21 protein-coding genes, 1 pseudogene and 1 riboswitch are annotated in these 20828 nt (G+C 60.4%); of the genes and pseudogenes, 18 read left to right on the plus strand and 4 right to left on the minus strand.

What is annotated here, in order from left to right; translation table 11 throughout:
* Both VJS46_RS12895 and VJS46_RS12900 read left to right on the plus strand, forming a co-directional pair.
* Positions 1-709, plus strand: a 709-nt coding sequence (locus VJS46_RS12895) for a hypothetical protein (RefSeq protein ID WP_324060470.1), incomplete at its 5' end; no start/stop codon positions are given.
* Positions 710-787: 78 nt separating this feature from the next.
* A complete protein-coding gene (locus VJS46_RS12900; RefSeq protein WP_324060471.1) occupies positions 788-1345 on the plus strand; it encodes a hemerythrin domain-containing protein in 558 nt (185 codons plus the stop codon).
* A gap of 18 nt (positions 1346-1363) precedes the next feature.
* Here the strand turns inward: VJS46_RS12900 and VJS46_RS12905 are convergent, their stop codons facing one another.
* A complete protein-coding gene (locus VJS46_RS12905) occupies positions 1364-2194 on the minus strand; it encodes an RcnB family protein (protein WP_324060472.1) in 831 nt (276 codons plus the stop codon).
* Positions 2195-2386: 192 nt separating this feature from the next.
* Between VJS46_RS12905 and VJS46_RS12910 the strand changes: the two genes are divergently transcribed.
* Complete coding sequence (locus VJS46_RS12910; protein WP_324060473.1) at positions 2387-3160, plus strand: NUDIX domain-containing protein; 774 nt, start codon at positions 2387-2389, stop codon at positions 3158-3160.
* 240 nt (positions 3161-3400) lie between these two features.
* On the opposite strand, the gene VJS46_RS12915 is transcribed toward VJS46_RS12910, so the two are convergent.
* Positions 3401-3781 (minus strand): hypothetical protein, encoded by a 381-nt coding sequence (locus VJS46_RS12915; RefSeq protein ID WP_324060474.1) that lies wholly within the window; start codon positions 3779-3781, stop codon positions 3401-3403.
* A gap of 216 nt (positions 3782-3997) precedes the next feature.
* On the opposite strand from VJS46_RS12915, the gene VJS46_RS12920 reads away from it, so the two are divergent.
* The 6 genes from VJS46_RS12920 (at position 3998) to VJS46_RS12945 (ending at position 9645) form a co-directional block, all read left to right on the plus strand.
* Entirely contained in the window at positions 3998-4243 is a 246-nt protein-coding gene (locus tag VJS46_RS12920) for an exodeoxyribonuclease VII small subunit (protein ID WP_324060475.1), read from the plus strand.
* A gap of 4 nt (positions 4244-4247) precedes the next feature.
* Positions 4248-5144, plus strand: a complete 897-nt coding sequence (locus VJS46_RS12925; RefSeq protein WP_324060476.1) for a farnesyl diphosphate synthase — start codon at positions 4248-4250, stop codon at positions 5142-5144.
* Position 5145: 1 nt separating this feature from the next.
* On the plus strand, positions 5146-5661 hold the full coding sequence (gene coaD, locus VJS46_RS12930) for a pantetheine-phosphate adenylyltransferase (protein WP_324060477.1): 516 nt from the start codon (positions 5146-5148) through the stop codon (positions 5659-5661).
* A 67-nt stretch (positions 5662-5728) separates the two neighbouring features.
* Positions 5729-6400, plus strand: a complete 672-nt coding sequence (locus VJS46_RS12935; protein WP_324060478.1) for a peptidylprolyl isomerase — start codon at positions 5729-5731, stop codon at positions 6398-6400.
* 19 nt (positions 6401-6419) lie between these two features.
* A complete protein-coding gene (queA, locus tag VJS46_RS12940) occupies positions 6420-7448 on the plus strand; it encodes a tRNA preQ1(34) S-adenosylmethionine ribosyltransferase-isomerase QueA (RefSeq protein ID WP_324060479.1) in 1029 nt (342 codons plus the stop codon).
* A gap of 157 nt (positions 7449-7605) precedes the next feature.
* Complete coding sequence (locus tag VJS46_RS12945) at positions 7606-9645, plus strand: putative bifunctional diguanylate cyclase/phosphodiesterase (RefSeq protein ID WP_324060480.1); 2040 nt, start codon at positions 7606-7608, stop codon at positions 9643-9645.
* Here the strand turns inward: VJS46_RS12945 and VJS46_RS12950 are convergent.
* Positions 9599-10525: a crotonase/enoyl-CoA hydratase family protein gene (locus VJS46_RS12950; RefSeq protein WP_324060481.1), complete on the minus strand. Its 927-nt coding sequence runs from the start codon at positions 10523-10525 to the stop codon at positions 9599-9601. The two genes, VJS46_RS12945 and VJS46_RS12950, sit on opposite strands and share 47 nt — an antisense overlap.
* Positions 10526-10766: 241 nt before the next feature.
* Here VJS46_RS12950 and VJS46_RS12955 point away from each other — a divergent pair, with 241 nt between their 5' ends.
* From VJS46_RS12955 to VJS46_RS12995, 9 genes are all read left to right on the plus strand, one after another.
* The gene (locus VJS46_RS12955; protein ID WP_324060482.1) at positions 10767-10979 is read left to right on the plus strand and encodes a hypothetical protein; all 213 of its coding nucleotides are present in this window, start codon (positions 10767-10769) and stop codon (positions 10977-10979) included.
* 127 nt (positions 10980-11106) lie between these two features.
* Positions 11107-12243: a tRNA guanosine(34) transglycosylase Tgt gene (gene tgt / locus VJS46_RS12960; RefSeq protein ID WP_324060483.1), complete on the plus strand. Its 1137-nt coding sequence runs from the start codon at positions 11107-11109 to the stop codon at positions 12241-12243.
* 105 nt (positions 12244-12348) lie between these two features.
* Positions 12349-13986: an SPOR domain-containing protein gene (locus tag VJS46_RS12965; protein ID WP_324060484.1), complete on the plus strand. Its 1638-nt coding sequence runs from the start codon at positions 12349-12351 to the stop codon at positions 13984-13986.
* A 22-nt stretch (positions 13987-14008) separates the two neighbouring features.
* Positions 14009-15184, plus strand: coding sequence for a deoxyguanosinetriphosphate triphosphohydrolase (locus tag VJS46_RS12970; RefSeq protein ID WP_324060485.1), 1176 nt, complete (start codon positions 14009-14011; stop codon positions 15182-15184).
* 109 nt (positions 15185-15293) lie between these two features.
* Positions 15294-15395, plus strand: a riboswitch (glycine riboswitch).
* A 165-nt stretch (positions 15396-15560) separates the two neighbouring features.
* Complete coding sequence (gcvT, locus tag VJS46_RS12975) at positions 15561-16694, plus strand: glycine cleavage system aminomethyltransferase GcvT (protein WP_324060486.1); 1134 nt, start codon at positions 15561-15563, stop codon at positions 16692-16694.
* Positions 16695-16696: 2 nt separating this feature from the next.
* Positions 16697-17068: a glycine cleavage system protein GcvH gene (gcvH, locus tag VJS46_RS12980; protein ID WP_324060487.1), complete on the plus strand. Its 372-nt coding sequence runs from the start codon at positions 16697-16699 to the stop codon at positions 17066-17068.
* A 15-nt stretch (positions 17069-17083) separates the two neighbouring features.
* Positions 17084-18442, plus strand: coding sequence for an aminomethyl-transferring glycine dehydrogenase subunit GcvPA (gcvPA, locus tag VJS46_RS12985; protein WP_324060488.1), 1359 nt, complete (start codon positions 17084-17086; stop codon positions 18440-18442).
* Positions 18439-20004, plus strand: coding sequence for an aminomethyl-transferring glycine dehydrogenase subunit GcvPB (gene gcvPB / locus VJS46_RS12990; RefSeq protein WP_324060489.1), 1566 nt, complete (start codon positions 18439-18441; stop codon positions 20002-20004). Before gcvPA ends, gcvPB begins: the two co-directional genes overlap by 4 nt.
* Positions 20001-20654, plus strand: coding sequence for a DUF938 domain-containing protein (locus VJS46_RS12995; protein ID WP_324060490.1), 654 nt, complete (start codon positions 20001-20003; stop codon positions 20652-20654). Before gcvPB ends, VJS46_RS12995 begins: the two co-directional genes overlap by 4 nt.
* Before the next feature lie 32 nt (positions 20655-20686).
* Here VJS46_RS12995 and VJS46_RS13000 read toward each other — a convergent pair.
* Positions 20687-20828 (minus strand): annotated as a pseudogene (locus tag VJS46_RS13000) (IS110 family transposase); the annotation flags it as partial.

Below are 20828 nucleotides of genomic sequence, written 5' to 3' on the forward strand. Positions count from 1 at the left end.
CGCGCCTGCCTATTATCTGACCGGAGTGAATTGCGGGGGCGAGCCCTGCACCGTCAATGGCAGCTTGTGGACACTTCCTTGGGAAGCGCGCTGCTATCTTCTGCTGGGGCTGCTGGCATTGCTTGGCCTGGCGCGGGAAAAAATGATGGTGCGGCTGGTCCTGCCCGCCACGCTTGTCCTTGCTTTGGTCTGGGACCTGGACGCGGTGCGGCAGTGGGCCAGCGGCCTTGTTGGCGCGGATGCGCTTTATTATCCCGACATGGCGGACCGGCTGTGGTCGCTGTTCGCCCTGGGGACCGCCGCCTATATCTTCCGCGAAAGGATCAGGCTGTCCTGGTCCGCTCTGGGCATGATGTTCCTGCTCAACATCCTTGCGCATCAGGGCGGCTTTGGCCTTCACGTCCGGGCGGTATTCGTGGGCTATGCCCTGCTATGCTTCGGATTCCTCACCGCGCGCCGGGGGGCGATTGCAGGGCGCTGGCATGATTACAGCTATGGCATGTACATCTATGCCTTTCCGGTCATGGTGGCGCTCGGAATGCTGGGCGGCTGGGGATCGCATCTGACGCTCGCGGCGGCAACGGCTCTGCTTACATTGCCTCTTGCTGTCCTTTCCTGGCATGTGGCGGAACGCCCGGCCCTGGATTGGTTCCGGCAGTACCGGCGGCGTCAGGCATTGAAGAGAGTCCCGGCCGGGGCGGCTGCCTGACCAAAACACGCAGGCGCGGACTTTGGCGGAACGCTGCGTCAACTTGCCGGTTCTTTCTCCAGAAAGAGGAGGACCAAGATGGTGACGCACACAACGCATTCAGGTGGAAGCACGCTCAAGGGCGCTGGCATTGGCCTTGGAATTGCACTGATCGCAGGAATTGGAAGAAAATTGGCGGTCCAGGCGCCGACCGCCCTTGCGGCTAGCTGGGACGAGGCGTTGAAGCTCGAACATAAGGCGACGCTCGAAATGTTCGACAAGCTGGAACAGACGGAGGAGAACGAGCCCAGGAAACGGACGTTTTTGCTGATGAAGCTAAAAAATGCCCTCGCGCGCCATGCTTTTGAAGAGGAAAATACCATCTACCCCGCCATGCGCGATGCGGGAATGAAGGCAGAGGCCGACGACCTGAACCGCGAGCATGGTTATGTGAAGCAATATCTCTATGATCTCGCGAGTCTGGTCGAAGATCACCTGGCGTTCCAGAGCAAGCTGGCGAGTTTCCGCACTGACATATTGAGCCATATGTCCGACGAAGAAGAACGGCTTTTCCCCCGGTTGAAAGGAATGCTCAGCGAACGCTCCAGCAAGGAACTCGCCGCCAAGATGAACCGGGAGGGACTTAAGCTGGCGTGACGGCTGCAAAGGCTCGCATCACCGCCGCTTGACTGACTTTCGTTTCGGGCTCCACGTCTTGCGAGGGGCCGGGTGGATCACTTCTTCCTCGATGAAGGTGGTGGTGGTCGTCGTCACCGATGGATGGACCACCACTGTCGTCACACTTGGCGCAGGATAATAATAGCCGCCAGCATAATAGCCGGTCTGATAGGGCAGCACGGGGGCTGGCTGCATGGCCGGGGCGCTTTGCCAATGGGGAACCGCATCCCCTCCGCTGCGATACTCTCCGCTATAAGTGCCGCTATATGTCCGCCCGTCCGCGCCCGTCCAGGTTCCGGTCCAAGTGCCGCGATATTCCGGTTCCGCTGAAGCATGGCCATAGGTCACGCCATAGTCGTTGTAATCGCCATAATCATAGTCTGGCAGGCGCGGGGGAGGGGCCTGCCGGTATGTGTCTTCCCACCTGATGCCACGGCGCGAATCATAGACCCGCCCGTAGCGGTCAGTCAGCACGGCATCGTCATAATAGCGCGACCAGCCGTAACCATAGGGCGGCACCGGCAGACCGTAGGCCCGGTAATCAGCAATATAGAAGGCCGGCTGCACCCAATAGGACGGTAGGACATAGCCGAATACCGGCGCCCGCCAGACCATCCAGCCCGTCGCAAAGAATCCGCCATGCCGATGTCCACCGGTCATATGTCCGAAACGGTGCATATGCAGATGGCCTCGATTGCCGTGCCGCATGACCGACACTGATCCGCTGCCCGTTACAGGCAGGTTTACTGCTCCGTTGCGGGCGCTCGCCGCAGGTGTCCAAAGACCCGCCATGCCCAGGGCTGCTGCCCACAGGATGAACCGTTGCATGATTGCTGCTCCCAAGGCCCAAAGCTGGAAAGTTAAAATTAACCAAATTTCTAGCACCGGCATTACCGGAATTCCACGGCCAAGGAGGATTAGACACTGTCCCGAAGCGGGGCATCTGTAGATCGGATGCGAAGCTTGCTTATGTTGAGGGAAAGGGTTCCCTGCCGATGATTTTGCCCTAAAGGGAGTCAGATGACGACGAAAGAAGAGCTGCCGCCCGCCCGTCCTGCTGCCACGCTGGTGATCTTCCGCCAACCTGCCGGTGGAGAGGCCGAATTGCTGATGATGGAGCGCGCCGGCACCATGGCCTTTGCGGCAGGGGCTCTTGTGTTCCCGGGTGGCGCAGTGGATGCGGCAGATGAAATCCCAGCCCGGATGTTCGGCGCTGAACTGGATCTTGCCGAAGCCGCCGCGCGTGTGGCGGCGATACGCGAGACGCTTGAGGAAAGTGGCCTTACCCTGGGTTTTGCCGGGAATGTCGATGCAGAACTCGCGATGGAGATGCGAAAAAGGCTGAACTCCGGCGAGAACTTCGGAGCAGTGCTTGAGGATTTCAGGCTCGAACTCGCCCTTGATCAGCTTGTACCTTTCGCTCGCTGGCGGCCGAACTTGCCTCATGCCCGTGTGTACGACACACGCTTTTACTTGGCGCGGCTTCCCGATGAAAGTCACGCGGCGCGCGTCGACGCAACCGAGAATGTACGATTGTTCTGGGCCAGTGCCCGGAACCTGATCGCCCGGGCGGAAAGCGGTGAAGTGCGTCTTATCTTTCCGACCAAGCGGAATCTGGAGCGGCTGGCTCAGTTTCCCGATTTCGATGCAGCCTGCGCTCACGCGCGGTCGATCCCGGTTGACACTGTCACGCCCTGGATCGAGGAGCGTGCGGGCACACCGCATCTCTGCATTCCCGACGATCGGGGCTATCCTGTGACCTCGGAGCCAACAGAAACCGCGCTCCGGCATTAGCGCATCCCGTTAATCGAACCTAAGCCCGTTCGAGCTGAGTTTGTCGAAGCTCAGCCCTTTTCTTCAGAAGAAGAATGGCTCTCCGAAAAGCTCAGGACCAACGGCGTTGCAGGTCTAAGGCTCCTTTAAGACTTATGGTTCTGGCGCCTCACGACGGACAATCTGCTCTCTCGAAAAGCGAAAGGGCCGGAGACTTGCGTCCCGGCCCTTGCTCTGGTCTGGATGGAATGGGAATTAGGTTCAGGCCTTGCAATCCTGCGTGCCCTTGCCTGGAATGGTGGCGGTGATGGAAGTGCCGCTTCCGACGACTTCGAAGCCGTCCGACTTGTAGGGCTTGCCAGGAGCGTCAGCCTTCAGCGCGGTCGGCGTGCCGGCCTTGTCGGTGCGCAGGTTGGCGGATTTGTCGTCGGCAAGGAAGTCGACATAGATGATGCTGTTGTCCTTGCAGCGATAGCTGCGGCTGTCCTTCACTGCCGGCGGCAGTTCCACAGGAGCAGCCTGGGCGACCTGTGCACCGATAGCGTCGGGTGCCTTGTTGTCGACAACTTCAGGTTGAGACTGGCCACATGCCGTCAGGGTCATGAGGGCCGCGGCGGCGGTAAGAGGAAAATAAGCGTTCATAACGCGCCGTTCTTTGCCATTGTACGGCCTCAGGTCAATCCCCTTTACGGCCTATTCTGCGGAAATAATGGTGAGCCGGGCTCCACATACCCAAATATCGAAAGAAAATTTCGTGAGCCGGGTTTATGATTTCTCCGCGGCCTGAAACGAGCCGCCCCCCCGACCTTCATGTCACAGCCACTTGACCCCGGCCAACGGCCCCGTCATTGCAGGCGCATGGCGGAAGAAACCGATTTTTCATCCCTGTCCTTCGAGGATGCACTGAAGCGGCTGGAGGCGATCGTGCAGCAACTGGAAAGTGGCGACGTGCCGCTTGACCAGTCCATCACCCTCTATGCCGAGGGAGACAAGCTGCGTGCGCAATGCCAGAAGCGGCTGGCCGATGCGCAGGCGCGGATCGACAAGATCACGCTGGGCAGCGATGGCAGTATTGCCGGTACTGAGCCCTTCGGTTCGGATTGAGGCATTGAAGGCGGGCGTCAGTCTTGGTCTTGCGATCGAGCGTGTCGCTCATGACATCGACGCGCAATTCGATCATATTCTGGCGCTTCCCGGCGATCCGCGCCGGCAGCTATATGAGGCGATGCGTCATGCCGCCATGGCCGGGGGCAAGCGGCTCCGTCCCCTGCTGGTGAAGGCGACTTGCGATCTTTTCAATATTGACGGCAGGGCTGCATCGCGCGTCGGCGTCGCAATTGAGTGCATCCATGTCTATTCGCTCGTCCATGACGACCTTCCATGCATGGACAATGACGATGTGCGGCGGGGCAAGCCCACTGTTCACCGGGCATTTGACGAAGCCACGGCCGTCCTTGCTGGCGACGCGCTGCACACGATGGCTTTTGAGGTGTTGGGCAATGAGGAAACGCACCAGGACCCATTTGTCCGCGTTGAACTGATGCTCGAGCTGGCACGGGCGGCGGGCGCCTCAGGCATGGCGGGCGGGCAGATGATGGACATTGAGGCCGAGCGGGCGAGCTTTGATCTTGCCACGGTCACGCGGCTGCAGCAGCTCAAGACCGGCGCTCTCTTTTCCTTTTGTCTGGAAGCTGGAGCGATCATGGCACGCGTGCCGCCGGAGGGACGCACGGGCCTTCGAGGCTATGCGCGCGACATCGGCCTTGCTTTCCAGATTGCCGACGACCTGTTGGATGTGGAGGGCGATGCGGCGCTTGCCGGCAAGACGCTGGGCAAGGATGCCGGGGCAGGCAAGGAAACCTTCGTTTCGCTTCTGGGGGTGGAGAGGGCCCGGGAACAAGCAAAGCTGCTTGTGCAGCAGGCCAAGGACCATCTGCACGTCTATGGATCGGAGGCGGACCTGCTGCGCTCAATTGCCGATTATGTTGTAGAGAGGGACCGCTGACATGACGAGAACCAAGCCACGGGTAGGGGTTTATCCGGGCACGTTCGATCCCATCACTCTGGGGCACATGGACATCATCAGGCGTGGTGCGAAGCTTGTCGACAGGCTGGTCATCGGCGTCACGGATAACATGTCCAAGTCGCCTATGTTCAACGTCGAGGAGCGGATGGCGATGGTCCGGCGGGAATGCGCATCCATTGACTCGGATATTGATGTGGTGGCGTTCAATTCGCTGCTGATGGATTTTGCTGAGCGCGAGGGCGCAAATGTCATCATTCGGGGCCTGCGCGCCGTGGCCGATTTTGAATATGAGTACCAAATGGCCGGCATGAACCAGCAGTTGAACAGCCGGATCGAGACGGTGTTCTTAATGGCGGATGTCTCGCTGCAGCCGATCGCTTCCCGTCTGGTCAAGGAGATCGCGATGTTCGGCGGCGACATCTCCAAATTCGTGACGCCGGCCGTGCGGAACCAGGTGGTTGAACGCATTGCGCAAACCAGGCTCGGAGCGTCATGATCCGTTCATTTGCACTTTGGTAGGTCCCGCTGCCCTTCGGCGCCGCTATTTCGGAGAGAATTTCGACATGTCCTTAAAAGCCCTGTTTGTCTGCTTGCCGGTTCTGTTTGCCGCCTCCGTAGCAGTGGCACAGGAGCCGGAGGTGAAGCCTGCGCCGGTTCAAAGTCCGCCGGCAAGCGTGCCCATCGATCCCGAAAATGTGCTCGATCTCGACCTTTCGACCGGTGGCCGGGTGCGTATCCAGTTGCGGCCCGACCTTGCGCCCACCCATGTTGAGCGCGTCAAGGCGCTGGCACGGCAGGGCTTTTACAACGGTATCATTTTCCATCGGGTGATTGATGGCTTCATGGCCCAGACGGGCGATCCGACCGGCACGGGACAAGGCGGGTCGCAGCTTCCCGACCTGAAGGCGGAATTCAACGCCTATCCGCATCTGCGGGGGACGGTATCGATGGCAAGGGCGTCCTCACCGGACAGCGCCAACAGCCAGTTTTTCATCATGCTGCTGCCCCGATTTTCACTGGACCGGAAATATACCGCCTTCGGACGGGTGATCGGTGGGATGGAATATGTGGACGCCATTGCGAAGGGCGAGCCGCCAGCCAACCCTGCGAAAATCCTTCAAGCCTCGATCGAAGCTGACGGTAAGACGCCGCCTGCGGCCTTGCCCCCTGCCGAAACCGGGCAACCGGCGGCGAAGATAACGGCTGACGATCTGAACGCGCCGATCAAGCAATAAATGAGTTTAGGCCGAGTGCGTGCGCGTCGATCTTTTTGATTTCGATCTTCCCAGCGAGCGGATTGCCCTGCGCCCCGCTAGTCCGCGCGACAGCGCGCGCATGCTGGTGGTGGACCCCATTGGGCTGCAGGATCGGCACGTTTCGGACCTTCCGGACCTGTTGAGGCCAGGCGACTGCCTGGTTTTCAACGACACGAGGGTGATACCGGCGCAGCTTGAGGGACAGCGAGGTGATGCCCGGATCGGCGCTACGTTGCACAAGCGGACGGGCCTCAGGCAATGGCAGGCCTTCATCCGCAATGCGAGGCGCGTGCGTGAGGGCGACCGGATCGACTTTGGCGAAGGAGTCACCGCCATTGCGGGCGCGCGGACGGACGATGGCACGGTCACGCTGGAGTTTGAGGGCAATGAACCTGTGGAGGTGCTGCTCGAACGGGCAGGAAGGATGCCATTGCCTCCCTATATCGCAAGCAAACGGCCCGCCGACAGGCGTGATCGCGACGATTACCAGACGATGTTCGCCCGGGAAAAAGGCGCTGTCGCTGCTCCTACAGCCGCATTGCATTTCACCCCTCAACTGGTTGAGCGGCTCGCCGCACGGGGCATTTTGAGCGAAACGCTGACGCTCCACGTGGGTGCTGGAACGTTCCTGCCGGTAAAGGCCGACGATACAGCCGATCATTTGATGCATGCGGAATGGGGGCGGATTGACCATGCTGCGGCCGAGAGATTGAACGGCGTGCGGTCGAGGGGAGGGCGCATCATTCCGGTCGGCACCACCAGTCTGCGCCTGCTGGAAAGTGCAACGGACGAAAATGGGATCATAGGTTCGTTCGAAGGCGACACGCGCATTTTTATCACACCGGGCTATCGTTTTCGCGCCACCGACGGGTTGATGACCAACTTTCATTTGCCGCGTTCCACCCTCTTCATGCTGGTAAGCGCCCTGATGGGCAGGGAAAAAATGCTGACCGCCTACCGTCATGCCATCGACGCTGAGTACCGGTTTTACAGCTATGGCGATGCCAGTCTGTTGCTGCCTGATTAGACGGCGCCGCTCAATGGGAAGGAAAAAAGCGAAAAAGTTGCGCGCCAGCATGGTCATTTAATAACTGTTTGAAATAGCTTCGATTTTCTTTATAACAGCATAGATTTCTTTCCAGAAATTAACGAAAAAACAAGGTTGCTCGTCCATTAAGAGGTGGATGATGCTGAGCTCGCGCCTGAAAAATTTGCTGTCCAGATGGCGCGCCAAGGCGGCAATTGACGCGCAGCAGAATGCTGATGTCCAACGGGCGCTCGTCGAATCACTTTATGCGTCGCCAGCTTCACTGACGATCGGGGCCATTGCGGGCAGCGCGGTCAGCATTGCCGTGGCTCGCGCGGCGGATGACGCTGTCGCCAATTGCCTGGCGATCCTGATTTGCCTGGTTGCGGCCTCTCGCGTCGTTTCCGCCACCTATTTCCACCGCAACATGACCAAGGGGGCGGTGAAGGGATCGCGTGGATGGGAATTGGCCTATGAATTGGGCGCGTGGCTCTATGCGTCTCTACTGGGACTGCTCGCATGCGCCGTCCTGATCCGCAATGATAATGCAATCGTGCACATGCTTTCGGTATCGCTGGCGACTGGCTATGCGGGCGGCATTTCGGGCCGGAATGCCGGGCGGGTGCACATAGCGATAGGCCAGGTCTTTCTCGCCCTTGCGCCCACGGCGTTGGGGCTCTGGCTGGTTGAGGACATTGGCTATCGCATATTGTCGATCGTTCTTGTGCTGATGATCCCCGGCATGGCGGAAATCTCCAGCACGACGCATCGCATCGTCCTTCAGGCGCTTACGGGCAAGCAGCAGAAAACCTTGCTTGCCGCAAAATTTGAAAAGCTGGCCCGCTATGACAGCCTGACCGGCGTGGAAAATCGGATGGCGATGCAGATGCGCATCCGCGACATGTTCGAGGAAAGCACCGGCGACGCTGACCAGATTGCGGTCCTGTGGATGGATCTCGACCGCTTCAAGGAGATCAACGATTCGCTAGGGCACATGGTGGGGGACCAACTGCTGGTACTGGTGGCTGAAAAGATTGGGGCTGCGCTCGCGGGCCGGGGCACGGTGGCGCGCTTCGGCGGCGACGAATTCATCATCCTGTGCCGCCATACCGGAAGGCAGCAGGCGGCGGAGATCGCCGAGGATATTCTCGATTATTTCCGCGATCCCTTCGAAATGAGCGGCCACAATCTTTCGGTCACAGCCTCGATCGGCATCGCTGTCGCGCCGCAGGATGGCGCCGATCGGGAGGAAATCCTGCAGCACGCCGATGTTGCGCTTTACCATGCGAAAAATGGCGGGCGTAACCGTTTCAGCCTGTTCGAATGGTCGATGAAGGAGCGGCTGCACCGGGTCAGGGAAATTGAGGCGGGCCTTCGGAAGGCCATTGAACGCGGCGAGTTCAGCATTCGTTACCAGCCGATATTCGACATCAAGACCGGACGCGTTGCCTGTTGCGAGGCATTGATCCGCTGGCACCATCCAGTGCTTGGCGATGTCTCGCCAGGCGAGTTCATTCCGATCGCCGAAAGCATCTCGATGATCGGGCCGATCAGCGAATGGGTGCTGGGGCAGGCTTGCGCGACCGCTGCGCAATGGCCGGAGGATATCAGGGTCGCCGTCAATATATCGCCCGCCCTGCTGCGTTCAGGCGATTTGCCGCGCACAGTCATCGCCTGTCTTTATTCGTCGGGTCTGAAGGCTCGGCGCCTGGAACTGGAGGTAACCGAATCGGTTTTCCTGGAGGACAATCTTCAGACCAGCCAGATTCTGCGCGAACTGCAGCGCATTGGGCTCAGGCTGGCGCTTGACGATTTCGGGACGGGGTACAGTTCGCTCAGCTATCTGCGCTCATACAAGTTCGACACGATCAAGGTTGATCAGTCGTTCATGGCCGGCATTCACAAAAGCTATGAGGATCGCGCTATCATCCAGTCGGTCGCGCATCTGGCGGCGGCGCTGCAGATGGATACCGTTGCTGAGGGGATCGAAACGGCGGACCAGCTTCGCTATGCGAGCGAAGCTGGATTTACCGACGTCCAGGGCTATCTGCTCTGCCGTCCCCTGGGCGACGCCGAAGTGTCGGCGCTTCTCAGGGAACGTAACGAACAGGAGGAAATGCCATTGCTCGACATGCAGCCGAGCGTCAGCATCAACGCATATGAAGACGCGTTTGCGCTGAGGCGAGACGCCTCATAAGCTTCAGGTCCTTGTCAGTGAGCTTGAGCGCGGTATCCACCCAGTTTTCGACAATTTCCTTGAGTTCGTCCAGAAGCAGCGGATTGACGCGGCGGCCGGCGCGGTAAACGCCGACATGGCCGCTATGACGCTGGCTGTTGGTCTTGATATAGTCGCGCACCGCCTGTTCGCCCTGGCCGGTTTCCGCTACGACATGGACTAATCCCATCTCGTACATTTCTTCGGCGCTGTAGACTTTTCCTTCCAGAATAAGCCGTTCAGCCTGGGCATGGCCGAGCCGCCGGGCGAGGATGGAATATGCACCCATTCCCGGGAACAGGCCGAACAGGATTTCGGGAAGACCGAAGCGCGCCTGGCGTTCAGCCACGATGACGTCAAAGGTCATCAGCGCCTCGAACCCGCCGCCAAGAGCGTCGCCCTGGGCAAGGCCGATATTGACGACGTTCATGTCGTTGCAGTTCCAGACCTTGTCCACGATCTCGACGCAGAGATGGCTGTATTGCAGCAAGGTCGCCCGGTCTTGCCTCTCAATGCAGTCGGCGAACATGTCGAGATCACCGCCAAGATTGAAAACCCCCGGAAAGCGGGAGCCCAGAACCATGTATTTCAAGGGCGAACGCGCCTCGCCGAACAGACGCTTGGCTTCATTCTGCCAAGTCATCGTGTCGCGCAGCAGGCCGAGATTGTAATTCGGACGGTCGCGGGGAGTAATAAACGCCCAGAGTGTGCCGATGTCTGCTTCCCAATTGACCTCCATCTGGCCGAGATCGAAAAGCGGCGACGGGGAGCGGCGAACATCTACGCCAAGGTCGTTGTCCGCTACGCCGCGGGCCGTCTCAACTGAGCGCGCGAGCCCGTTAAAATGGCCGGATTCAATCATCTTAGGTTCCCCCCGGAACTTCGTTACGTCATAGGAGTGCATATTTCCCTGTTGCAACGCAACAGCGTTTCCATATCGGGACATTTGTTAACTCACTTTTTACCAAATCTGTGGCCCATAAGACTCAGATTGTTGCACCGAAGACTCAGTTCTGGACTTCTCTGGCCGGAAATCCGTCGCGCCCCTCCATACCGGATCTGCAAAAATCCTTTTTTTACCTTTGCCCCCTATATCCGTCCCTATGGCGGACTTTTCGAAAAATCAGGGGCGTGTGGCGTTGATGCTGCGCACGCCCGACGGCCGTCCATGGGAATTGACCATGACAGCCGGCATCGAAACCTTCATCGGCCGTTATCGCCGGATTGAAGAGTTCGCCCGCGGAAGCGGATTGATCCGTTTTTCTTATGTCGAGACAAGCGGTAGCCCCCCCGCTGCATCAGACAACCGCTTGTAACATAGTCCCAAAATAGTGAAAAGCGCGTTAACTATTGATATATTGCGAGAGGCAGTGTGCGTGAATACGTGCTTTTACGGGGAAGCCATTTGACCTGCTGAGCCCGCCAACTATTAGAGGGGCCTCTATGCCCCGACCCAGATTCTCCTTTTCAATCTCAGCCACCGACGGCAAGGCGCGCACTGGCGTCATCGAAATGCAGCGTGGCGACATCCATACGCCCGCATTCATGCCGGTCGGCACGGCGGCCACGGTAAAGGCGATGCGGCCGGCGGAGGTCCGCGCGACGGGCGCGGATATCATTCTCGGCAACACCTATCATCTGATGCTTCGACCGGGTGCCGAGCGGATTGCCCGGCTGGGTGGCTTGCATGACTTTATGGGATGGGAGCGCCCGATCCTGACCGATAGCGGCGGCTATCAGGTGATGAGCCTCTCGGCGCTCACAAAGATGAGCGAAGAAGGCGTTGCCTTTTCCAGCCATATTGATGGTTCGCGCCATCTGCTGACACCGGAAAGGTCGATGGAGATCCAGCGGCTTTTGGGTTCCGATATCGTCATGGCCTTTGACGAATGCACGAAGAACGGTGCCACACGGGATGAAGCCGCGGTCTCGATGGAGCGTTCGATGCGCTGGGCGGCCCGGTCGCGCCAGGGCTTCGACGATGGAGCCGAACATGCAGCGGGGGCCGCGCTGTTCGGCATCCAGCAAGGGGCTCTCGATGAGGAGCTTCGCCGCATTTCAGCACAGAAGCTGATCGAGATCGGCTTTGACGCCTATGCCGTGGGCGGCCTTGCCGTGGGCGAGGGGCAGGAGGCGATGTTCGCCACGCTTGATTTCGCACCCGGCATGCTGCCTGCGGACCGGCCACGTTACCTGATGGGCGTCGGCAAGCCAGATGACATCGTTGGCGCGGTCGAACGCGGGATCGACATGTTCGATTGCGTGCTCCCCACGCGCAGTGGCCGGAACGGCCAGGCTTTTACCTGGAACGGCCCCCTCAACATCCGCAACGCCCGGTTTGCCGAGGACCAGGAGCCATTGGATGCCGGCTGCACTTGCCCGGTCTGCGCCACATGGAGCAGGGCCTATCTCCATCATCTGGTAAAGGCGGGTGAAATATTGGGAGCAATGCTGATGACGCAGCACAATATCAGCTTCTATCAGGCGCTGATGGCTGCCATCCGGGAAAGCATTGCCGAGGGCCGCTTTGCTGATTTCGCCAGGGACTTCCGCGCCCGCTATGGGAAAGGCTCGGCATGATGCCGCCCAGCTCAGGGGGCATTCATCTCACGCCCGCTACTGTTTGCCGTGCTGCCCTGGCGGATAAATTTTCCATTCATCCTCTGCCTTGCTATTGATCGGCCTGTGACCTCGTTTTCAGTCAAATTGCTCGCTTTGGCGGCGCTGCCGGGCGCGTTCATCGCATATTCGAATCTTGCCCAGGCGCAGTCCGCCCAAGGGACGACATCGCTTGAGATCAGGCAGCCCGAAGGCGCGGAGGAATTGGGGCGCTATCTCTCGCGCCTCGCCTCCAATCCACGCGATCTGGATGCGCTGATCGGGGCCGGGGAGGCGGCGCTGAAGCTCAATGATTCGCGGGCCGCGGCTGGCTTTTTTGCACGCGCTCAGGAGGTTTCGCCGAGCAACTATCGCGTCAAGACCGGCCTTGGCCGAGCGATGCTGGGTATGGAAAATCCGGTCGAAACGCTTCGACTGTTCGGCGAAGCGGTACGGTTCGGTGCGCGGGATGCAGACATTGCGGTTGATCGTGGCCTGGCGTTTGACCTGACCGGGGACCAGGTGCGGGCGCAGCAGGATTACAAGCTGGCGCTTGAAAAGAATGGCCGCGATCCGGTCCTTGTTCGCCGTTATGCGGTTTCCCTGGGGATTTCAGGCAAATGGCAGGAGGCAGACCGGATGCTTGATCCCCTCCTGCGCAAGAGTGACAAGGGGGCCTGGCGGGACCGGGCCTTCATTCTCGCCATGAATGGACAGGCAAAACAGGCGCGGGACATCACTTCCGTGATGATGCCAAGGAACATGGCCGAGGCGATTCAGCCCTTCATGGACCGTATGCCTTCGCTAAGCCCGGCGCAGCGCGCGGCGGCCGTGCATTTCGGGAATTTTCCGGCAGGCACCGTTCGAACAGCGGGTGCAGGCATTCCTGCGGGGCCAAAACCCCAATCTCCGCCAGTGGCTGTAGCGAAGCCCCAAACACCGGCCATGAACGCCAACCGTGACCGCCGGTCACGCGCTGAACCGGCACGAGAGGCCACGGCCCAGCCTGCCCCCGTGCAGCGGGGCGCGCCCGCTTCGCCTGCTGCCCGGCCCACGGCTATTCCCCCGGCAAGGGCCATGGCGGCGGGGCCACTGTCTCCGCCGGAGCCGCGTCCCCTGACCAGCCGGCCGCCCGTTCAGCAACCCGAGCGTGTGGGGCCGCCCGCTCAGGAGCCTGTGCCCGATCCCGTGCCCGCTGTGCCGCCAGTGGAACAGCAGCGGCGCAACCTGGCCCAGATCATGAGTTCGGTTGCGGTGCCCGAGTCTGAGCGGGCCCAAAGCGTGGCACCGGTCGATTTTTCCGAAATAGCCCGCCTTCAGGCTGAAAAACGCAAAGCCCAGCAACTAGCTGCGGCCAAGGCGAAGGCCGACGCCGAAATCAAGGTAAAAGCCAAAGCGGAAGCGGAAGCGAAAGCCAAGGCAAAAGCAGAAGCCGACGCTAAGGCCAGAAATCCCGCCCGGATCTGGGTTCAAATCGCCACGGGCCAGAATATCAAGGCCCTGGCCTTCGACATGGGAAAGCTGCGGAAAAAACATCCTGAGCTGTTGAAGGGCAGGGACGCCTGGACATCGCAATGGGGCGCAACCCGGCGGATGGTTGTTGGTCCCTTCGCCACGACTGCGGCCGCAAAGAGCTTCTACTCGGACTGGATGAAGGCGGGTGGAGACGGCTATATATGGCAAAGCATCGAAGGCCTTGAGGTTGTAATGCTCGACGAAAAATGACGATCGGCATAAGGGCGCCAACATGACCTGCTCCCATGCCTCCTATGCCAGCCGCCCTGAACAAAGCCGGGGACGGCAGCACAATGAACCGGGCGGAGAAACGCGGGGCCCCCGCGACGCTTTCCAGCGCGACCGGGACCGGATCATCCATTCGATCAGTTTCCGGCGATTGCGCCATAAGACTCAGGTGTTCATCGCCCCCGATGGCGATCACTACCGGGTGAGGCTGACCCACAGCCTTGAGGTGGCGCAGATCGGACGGACGATCGCCCGCGCATTGGGGCTGAATGAGGATCTTACAGAGGCGCTTTGCCTGGCCCATGACATCGGTCACCCGCCCTTCGGCCATGCGGGCGAGGAGGGGCTGGAGACCGCCCTGCGCGACCATGGCGGCTTTGATCATAATGCACAGACGCTGCGCACGCTGATGCTGCTGGAATCTCCCTATCCACGCTGGGACGGCCTCAATCTTAGCTGGGAAATGCTGGAGGGCCTGGCAAAACATAATGGTCCGGTCGAACATCCGGGCTGGGCCATGCGCGAGGTCGATGCGCTTTTCCCGCTGGATCTTGGAGGCTGGTCCTCGCTGGAGGCGCAGGTCGCCGCGATCGCCGATGATATTGCCTATGACAATCACGATATTGATGACGGCATCCGCGCGGGGCTGCTCACCCTCGAGCAGCTTCTGGAGGTGCCGTTCGTTCGCGCGAGCTGGAAGCGGGTCGAAGCGCGCTTTCCCGATCTTCCGCATGAGCGGCTGGTTCCCGAGCTTATCCGCGATCAGATCGGTCTCATGGTGAATGATGTCATTGAAAATACGCGGACGAACGTCCGGGAAGCAGGGATCGGGACAGTAGAAGATGTCCGCTCGGCAGGGCATATGTTGAGCGGTTTTTCCCCCGCGCTGGTCGAGGCGGAACGGCAGTGGAAGCGGTTCATGTATGCAACGCTCTACCATCATCCCCGGCAGCTTGCGGCCTCCGAAGCGGCGCAGAAGATCGTCAATGATCTGTTCGCTGCCTATCATGCCGATCCTTCGCTGATGGCGGACGGCTGGACCCGCCGCTGCGGCGATGAGGAGCCGCAGAAGAGCCGCCATATTGCCGATTTCATCGCTGGAATGACAGACCGCTATGCCGTGTCGCGGCATCGGGAAATCTATGGGACCTCGGGCCTGCCCGAAGGCTTCATCCTGTAAGCGTTTCCCCTTCCGCCCGAGGCGGGGCGGGAAGGACAATTGGCCGCTCGCGATTGACACTAGGGATCACCTGGGCAACAAGTCCCCTGTCGCTGCCCGGATTCGGGCGGATGATGATGCGGGAGAGATCCGCTCCGCCAGCAACGGAGGAGGGGACGCCGAAGGAGCAACCGCCCCGGAAACTCTCAGGTCAAAGGACCGCATCGTCAAGGAGGCACTCTGGAAAGCGGACGGCCAAGCCGTCCCACCGAAGGTGTAAGCCGCGCGGAGTCCAATCCCGCCGGTCAAGCTCTCAGGTTTCGTGACAGAGGGGGTGATGGAGATGGACGCCCGAATTGGCGCTTATCCCTATCCCCTGCAATGAAACGAGGCTGATATGAGTGCAACCGACCTGGAAAATACCGACATCGATGCGGCCGATGCGCTGCTGCCGCTGGATGCGTGGCATCGTGCGAGCGGTGGGCGGATGGTCAGCTTCGCCGGTTACGCCATGCCCATCCAGTATGAAGGCATCATGGCTGAGCATCTTTGGACCCGCGAGCATGCCGGCCTGTTCGACGTCAGCCATATGGGCCAGCTCGTCTTTTCGGGCGAAGGCGTGGATGGCGCTCTTGAAACGCTGCTGCCAGGCGACATTGCCGGCCTGAAGCAGGGGCGTATGCGTTATTCGCTGCTCCTGAACGGCGAGGGCGGCATATTGGACGACCTGATGGTGACCCGCCGGCCGGACGGGCTGTATATGGTCGTGAACGGAGCCACCAAATGGGACGACATTGCCCATCTCCGCGAGCATCTTCCCGACGAAATCACTATCAATCATCTTGATGAGCAGGCGCTGCTGGCATTGCAGGGGCCTGAGGCCGTTAAAGCCCTCTCCAGCCTTGTGGCTGGTGTCGAGGCGCTGTTCTTCATGCAGGCGGGGCCCTTTCGCTGGCGGACCTCAGATCTGTGGATCAGCCGCTCGGGATATACCGGCGAGGATGGGTTTGAGATCAGCTTGCCCGCTGAAGCTGCTGCGGCGTTCGCTGACGAACTTTGCGCCTTGCCCGAGGTCAAGCCCATTGGTCTTGGTGCTCGCGATAGTTTGAGGCTGGAAGCGGGATTGCCGCTTTATGGTCATGACCTCGATGAGAATATCGACCCTGTTTCCGCCGATCTGGGCTTTGCCATTTCAAAACGCCGCCGCAGTGAAGGCGGCTTTCCCGGTGCCGACCACATACTGCGCCTTGCTGCCGAGGGACCGGCGACGCGGCGGGTGGGGCTGACGCTCGATGGCCGCCTGCCCGCGCGGGAAGGAGCAAAGGTTTTCGTAGGGGACGAGGAGATTGGCAGCGTCACGTCGGGCGGCTTCGCGCCGAGCCTCGGTGCGCCCATAGCCATGGCTTACGTCACCGCTCAGCACGCCGCCAGCGGAAGCAAGGTGGAACTGGAAGTAAGAGGCAAGCGGCTTTCGGCGACTGTCGTGCCGATGCCGTTCGTACCGCATCATTATCATCGTCAAGGAGCTTAAAAATGAGCCGCTATTTCACCGACGAACATGAATGGATCGAAGTGGAGGGGGAGATCGCCACGGTCGGCATCACCGATTATGCGCAGGGCCAGCTCGGCGATATCGTCTTCGTCGAGCTGCCTGCCGAAGGCGCGAAGTTTCAGAAGGGCGACGACGCGGCCGTGGTCGAATCCGTAAAGGCGGCTTCGGATGTCTATGCGCCTGTCTCCGGCGAGGTGGTCGAAGTGAACGGCGCGCTCGAAGAGGAACCTGCCCTGGTCAACAGCGACGCGGAGGAAGAAGGCTGGTTCTTTCGCATGCGGCTGAGCGATCCTTCAGAACTCGAAGGATTGATGGATGATGCCGCCTACAACAAGTTTCTCAAGGGCCTTTGACGAATTGGATTAGTCATGCGTTACCTGCCACTTACAGACGCTGATCGGGCTCAGATGCTCCAACGCATCGGTGCGCCGTCCGTTGTTTCCCTTTTCGCCGACGTTCCGGCAGAGGCGCGTCTTGCCGAAAAGATCGAGGGACTGCCCGACCATGCCAGCGAGTTGGCGGTGGAGCGGCATCTTTCAGCCCTTGCCAGGCGCAACCTTGCGGCGGCCGATGCGCCCTTCTTCCTTGGAGCGGGAGCCTATCGGCATCATGTTCCCGCCAGTGTCGACCATCTGATCCAGCGCGGGGAATTCCTGACGGCTTATACGCCCTATCAGCCTGAAATCGCGCAAGGGACGCTGCAGGTTCTCTTTGAATTCCAGACGCAAGTCGCGCGCCTCTTTGGCTGCGATGTGGCCAATGCCAGCATGTATGACGGCTCCACCGCTTGTTGGGAGGCGATCGTCATGGCGCGGCGCATTACCAAGCGAACAAAGGCGCTGCTCTCCTCGGGACTCCATCCGCATTATGTCTCAGTCGCGCGGACGATGGCGCGCTTTACCGGCGACGAGTTGATCCATTCCGCGCCTCGGCTGGAGCCTCAAACGGATTTCGCCGAACTCATTTCTGCCATCGACAAGGATACGAGCTGTGTCGTCGTGCAATATCCTGACATCCTTGGCCGGATAGATGACCTCACCAGCATTGCTGCCAAGGCGCATGAGGTGGGCGCTCTTCTTATAGCTGCCGTCACAGAGCCAGTGGCGCTCGGGGCGCTGATCCCGCCCGGCGAAATGGGTGCCGACATCGTGGTGGGCGAAGGGCAGTCGATCGGCGTCGGTCTGCAATTCGGAGGGCCTTATCTTGGCCTTTTCGCCTGCAAGCAGAAATATGTGCGGCAAATGCCGGGCCGCTTATGCGGAGAGACCGTGGACGCGGCAGGCAAGAGGGGCTTCGTGCTGACGCTGTCCACGCGGGAACAGCATATCCGCCGGGAAAAGGCGACGTCCAATATCTGCACCAATAGCGGCCTCTGTGCGCTCGCCTTTTCAATTCACATGACGCTGCTTGGTGAAAAGGGACTGAGGGAACTCGCGGCATTGAACCATTGCCGCGCCGTTGAGGCAGCCGAACGGCTGGCGGCCGTACCAGGTGTGCGCCTTCTCAACGAGAGCTTCTTTAACGAGTTTACGCTGGTGCTGGAACAGGACGCGCGCGCGGCTATCCGCCAACTGGCAGAGAAGGGAATATTGGGAGGCGTTTCACTTGGCCGCCTTTTCCCGGATGCGCCGGATATCGGCAACGGCGTTGTCGTCGCTGTCACCGAAACAACGACGCGAGAGGATGTGGAAGCCTTGGCCGCTGCTCTGGAGGAGGTGCTGGCATGACTATGCTCAATGAAGGCCGCCCGACCCGGCCCGAACATGCTGAGATCGAGGCGCCAGCGACGACGACCGGCAACCGCGCATTGATGCTGGAAGAGCCGCTCATTTTCGAGATCGGAGGCGCCAGCACGAGCGGCGTGGATTTCGATCCCGTCCCCCCGGTAGAATCGCGCCTCGGCGGCTTGGAACGCAAAGGCAGTATCGGACTTCCGGGCCTGTCGGAGCAGGAGACGGTTCGCCATTATACCCGCCTCAGCCGCCAGAATTACGCCATCGACCTTGGCCTTTTCCCGCTTGGGTCATGTACGATGAAGCACAATCCGCGCCTCAATGAAAAGGTCGCGCGCCTGCCGGGCTTTGCCGACATCCATCCGCTGCAGCCCGTCTCCACCGTTCAGGGCGCGCTTGCGGTGATCGACGAGTTGGCGCACTGGCTGAAGACCCTGACCGGAATGGCGGCCGTGGCGATGAGCCCCAAAGCGGGAGCGCATGGCGAGCTATGCGGTCTGCTGGCGATCCGTTCCGCGCTGGAAGCAAGGAATGATCCGCGGCAGGTCGTGCTGGTCCCGGAAAGCGCTCATGGCACCAATCCAGCCACTGCTGCCTTTTGCGGCTATAAGGTCGAAGATATTCCGGCCAATGCGGACGGGCGGGTGCACCTTGCCGCATTGAAGGCCCGGCTTGGACCGGATGTGGCGGCGGTCATGATCACCAACCCAAATACCTGCGGCCTGTTCGAGCGCGACATGAAGAAGATCGCCGACGCGGTGCATGAAGCTGGCGCTTACGTCTATTGCGACGGCGCCAATTTCAACGCCATTGTGGGGCGGGTCCGTCCCGGCGACCTTGGTATCGATGCAATGCACATCAACCTTCACAAGACCTTTTCCACGCCCCATGGCGGGGGCGGTCCCGGCAGCGGCCCTGTGGTCTTCAGCGAGGCGCTCGCGCCCTTTGCCCCGCTGCCTTTCGTGGAGCGCATGGCTGATGGCTATCATCTGGTCGAGGAAGAGACTGCGGAGGAGCATCATGCCGCCAGTTTCGGCCGCATGGTGGCCTTCCACGGCCAGATGGGCATGTTCACCAGGGCGCTGAGCTACATATTGAGCCATGGCGCGGATGGTCTCCGTCAAGTGAGCGGCGATGCCGTTCTGAACGCCAATTATATCCTCCGCAGTCTGGAGGATGTGTTGGATGCGCCCTTCGGCAGCACGGGCCCCTGCATGCATGAGGCATTGTTCAGTGACAGGGGCTTTGCCGAAGGATTGACGACGCTGGATGTCGCCAAGGGGCTCATCGATGAGGGATTCCACCCGATGACCATGTACTTTCCCCTGGTGGTCCATGGGGCGATGCTGGTGGAGCCGACCGAGACGGAGAGCAAGGCGGCGCTCGACCAGTTCATCACCGCGCTGCGCAGTCTTGCGGAACGGGCGCGGGAAGGCGATTTATCGCTTCGCAACGCCCCGCTTCATGCGCCGCGCCGGCGCCTGGACGAGACCCAGGCCGCCAGAAAGCCCGTGCTGGTGTGGGAAAAGCCGCATCTTCAGGAGGCGGCCGAGTGACCGGCGAGTCGCAGCCTTGGCTTCCAGGCGAAGGGCTGCGGCTCATCAAGCGGCATGCACCCGCCACTGAACGCAACCGCGACTATATCGCGGCCGTCTTGCAGGAGGCGCTACCCGACAAGGGGCTGGTTCTGGAAATCGCTAGCGGGAGCGGCGAGCATGCCGTCCACTTTGCGCGGCTCTTTCCTGGGCTCGACTGGCAGCCGAGCGATGCTGATCCCGATGCGCTGCGTTCCATAGCCGCCTGGGCCGGCGAGGCCGGGCGTGCCAATATGCGCCCACCACTGGCGATCGACGTCTGCTCACCCGACTGGGGGCTGGAGCATGCGGATGCGATCATGTGTATCAACATGGTGCATATCAGTCCCTGGCAGGCAACAGAGGGGCTTATGCGCGGTGCCGGACGCCTCCTTCCGGATGGCGGGCTGCTTTATCTTTACGGCCCCTATTTCCGGCCTGACGTGGAGACCGCGCCAAGCAACCTTGCCTTCGATGAGGCGCTCAGGGGCCGCGATCCGCGATGGGGACTGCGACAAGTCGAGGACGTCAAGCATCTGGCGCTGGAGAACGGGCTGATCTTTGAAAGGCTGATAGAGATGCCAGCCAACAATATATCGCTGCTCTTTCGCAAGGGCGCGGCGGATTTTTAGAGTATCCGTGATGGTCAAGGGCGATTGAGCTTTCAGAGACGATCTGCCCTGAGCAGTGCGTTTGCGGTGACGATGAGTTTTCGCATGACGGCGGTGAGGGCGACCTTGGCGGGCTTTCCGATGGCGATGAGCTGTTGGTATTTGGCCTTGAGATCGGGGTTGAAGCGCGCGGCG

Origin of the sequence: Rhizorhapis sp. (assembly GCF_035276005.1) — a bacterium.
Taxonomy (GTDB): Bacteria; Pseudomonadota; Alphaproteobacteria; order Sphingomonadales; family Sphingomonadaceae; genus Rhizorhapis.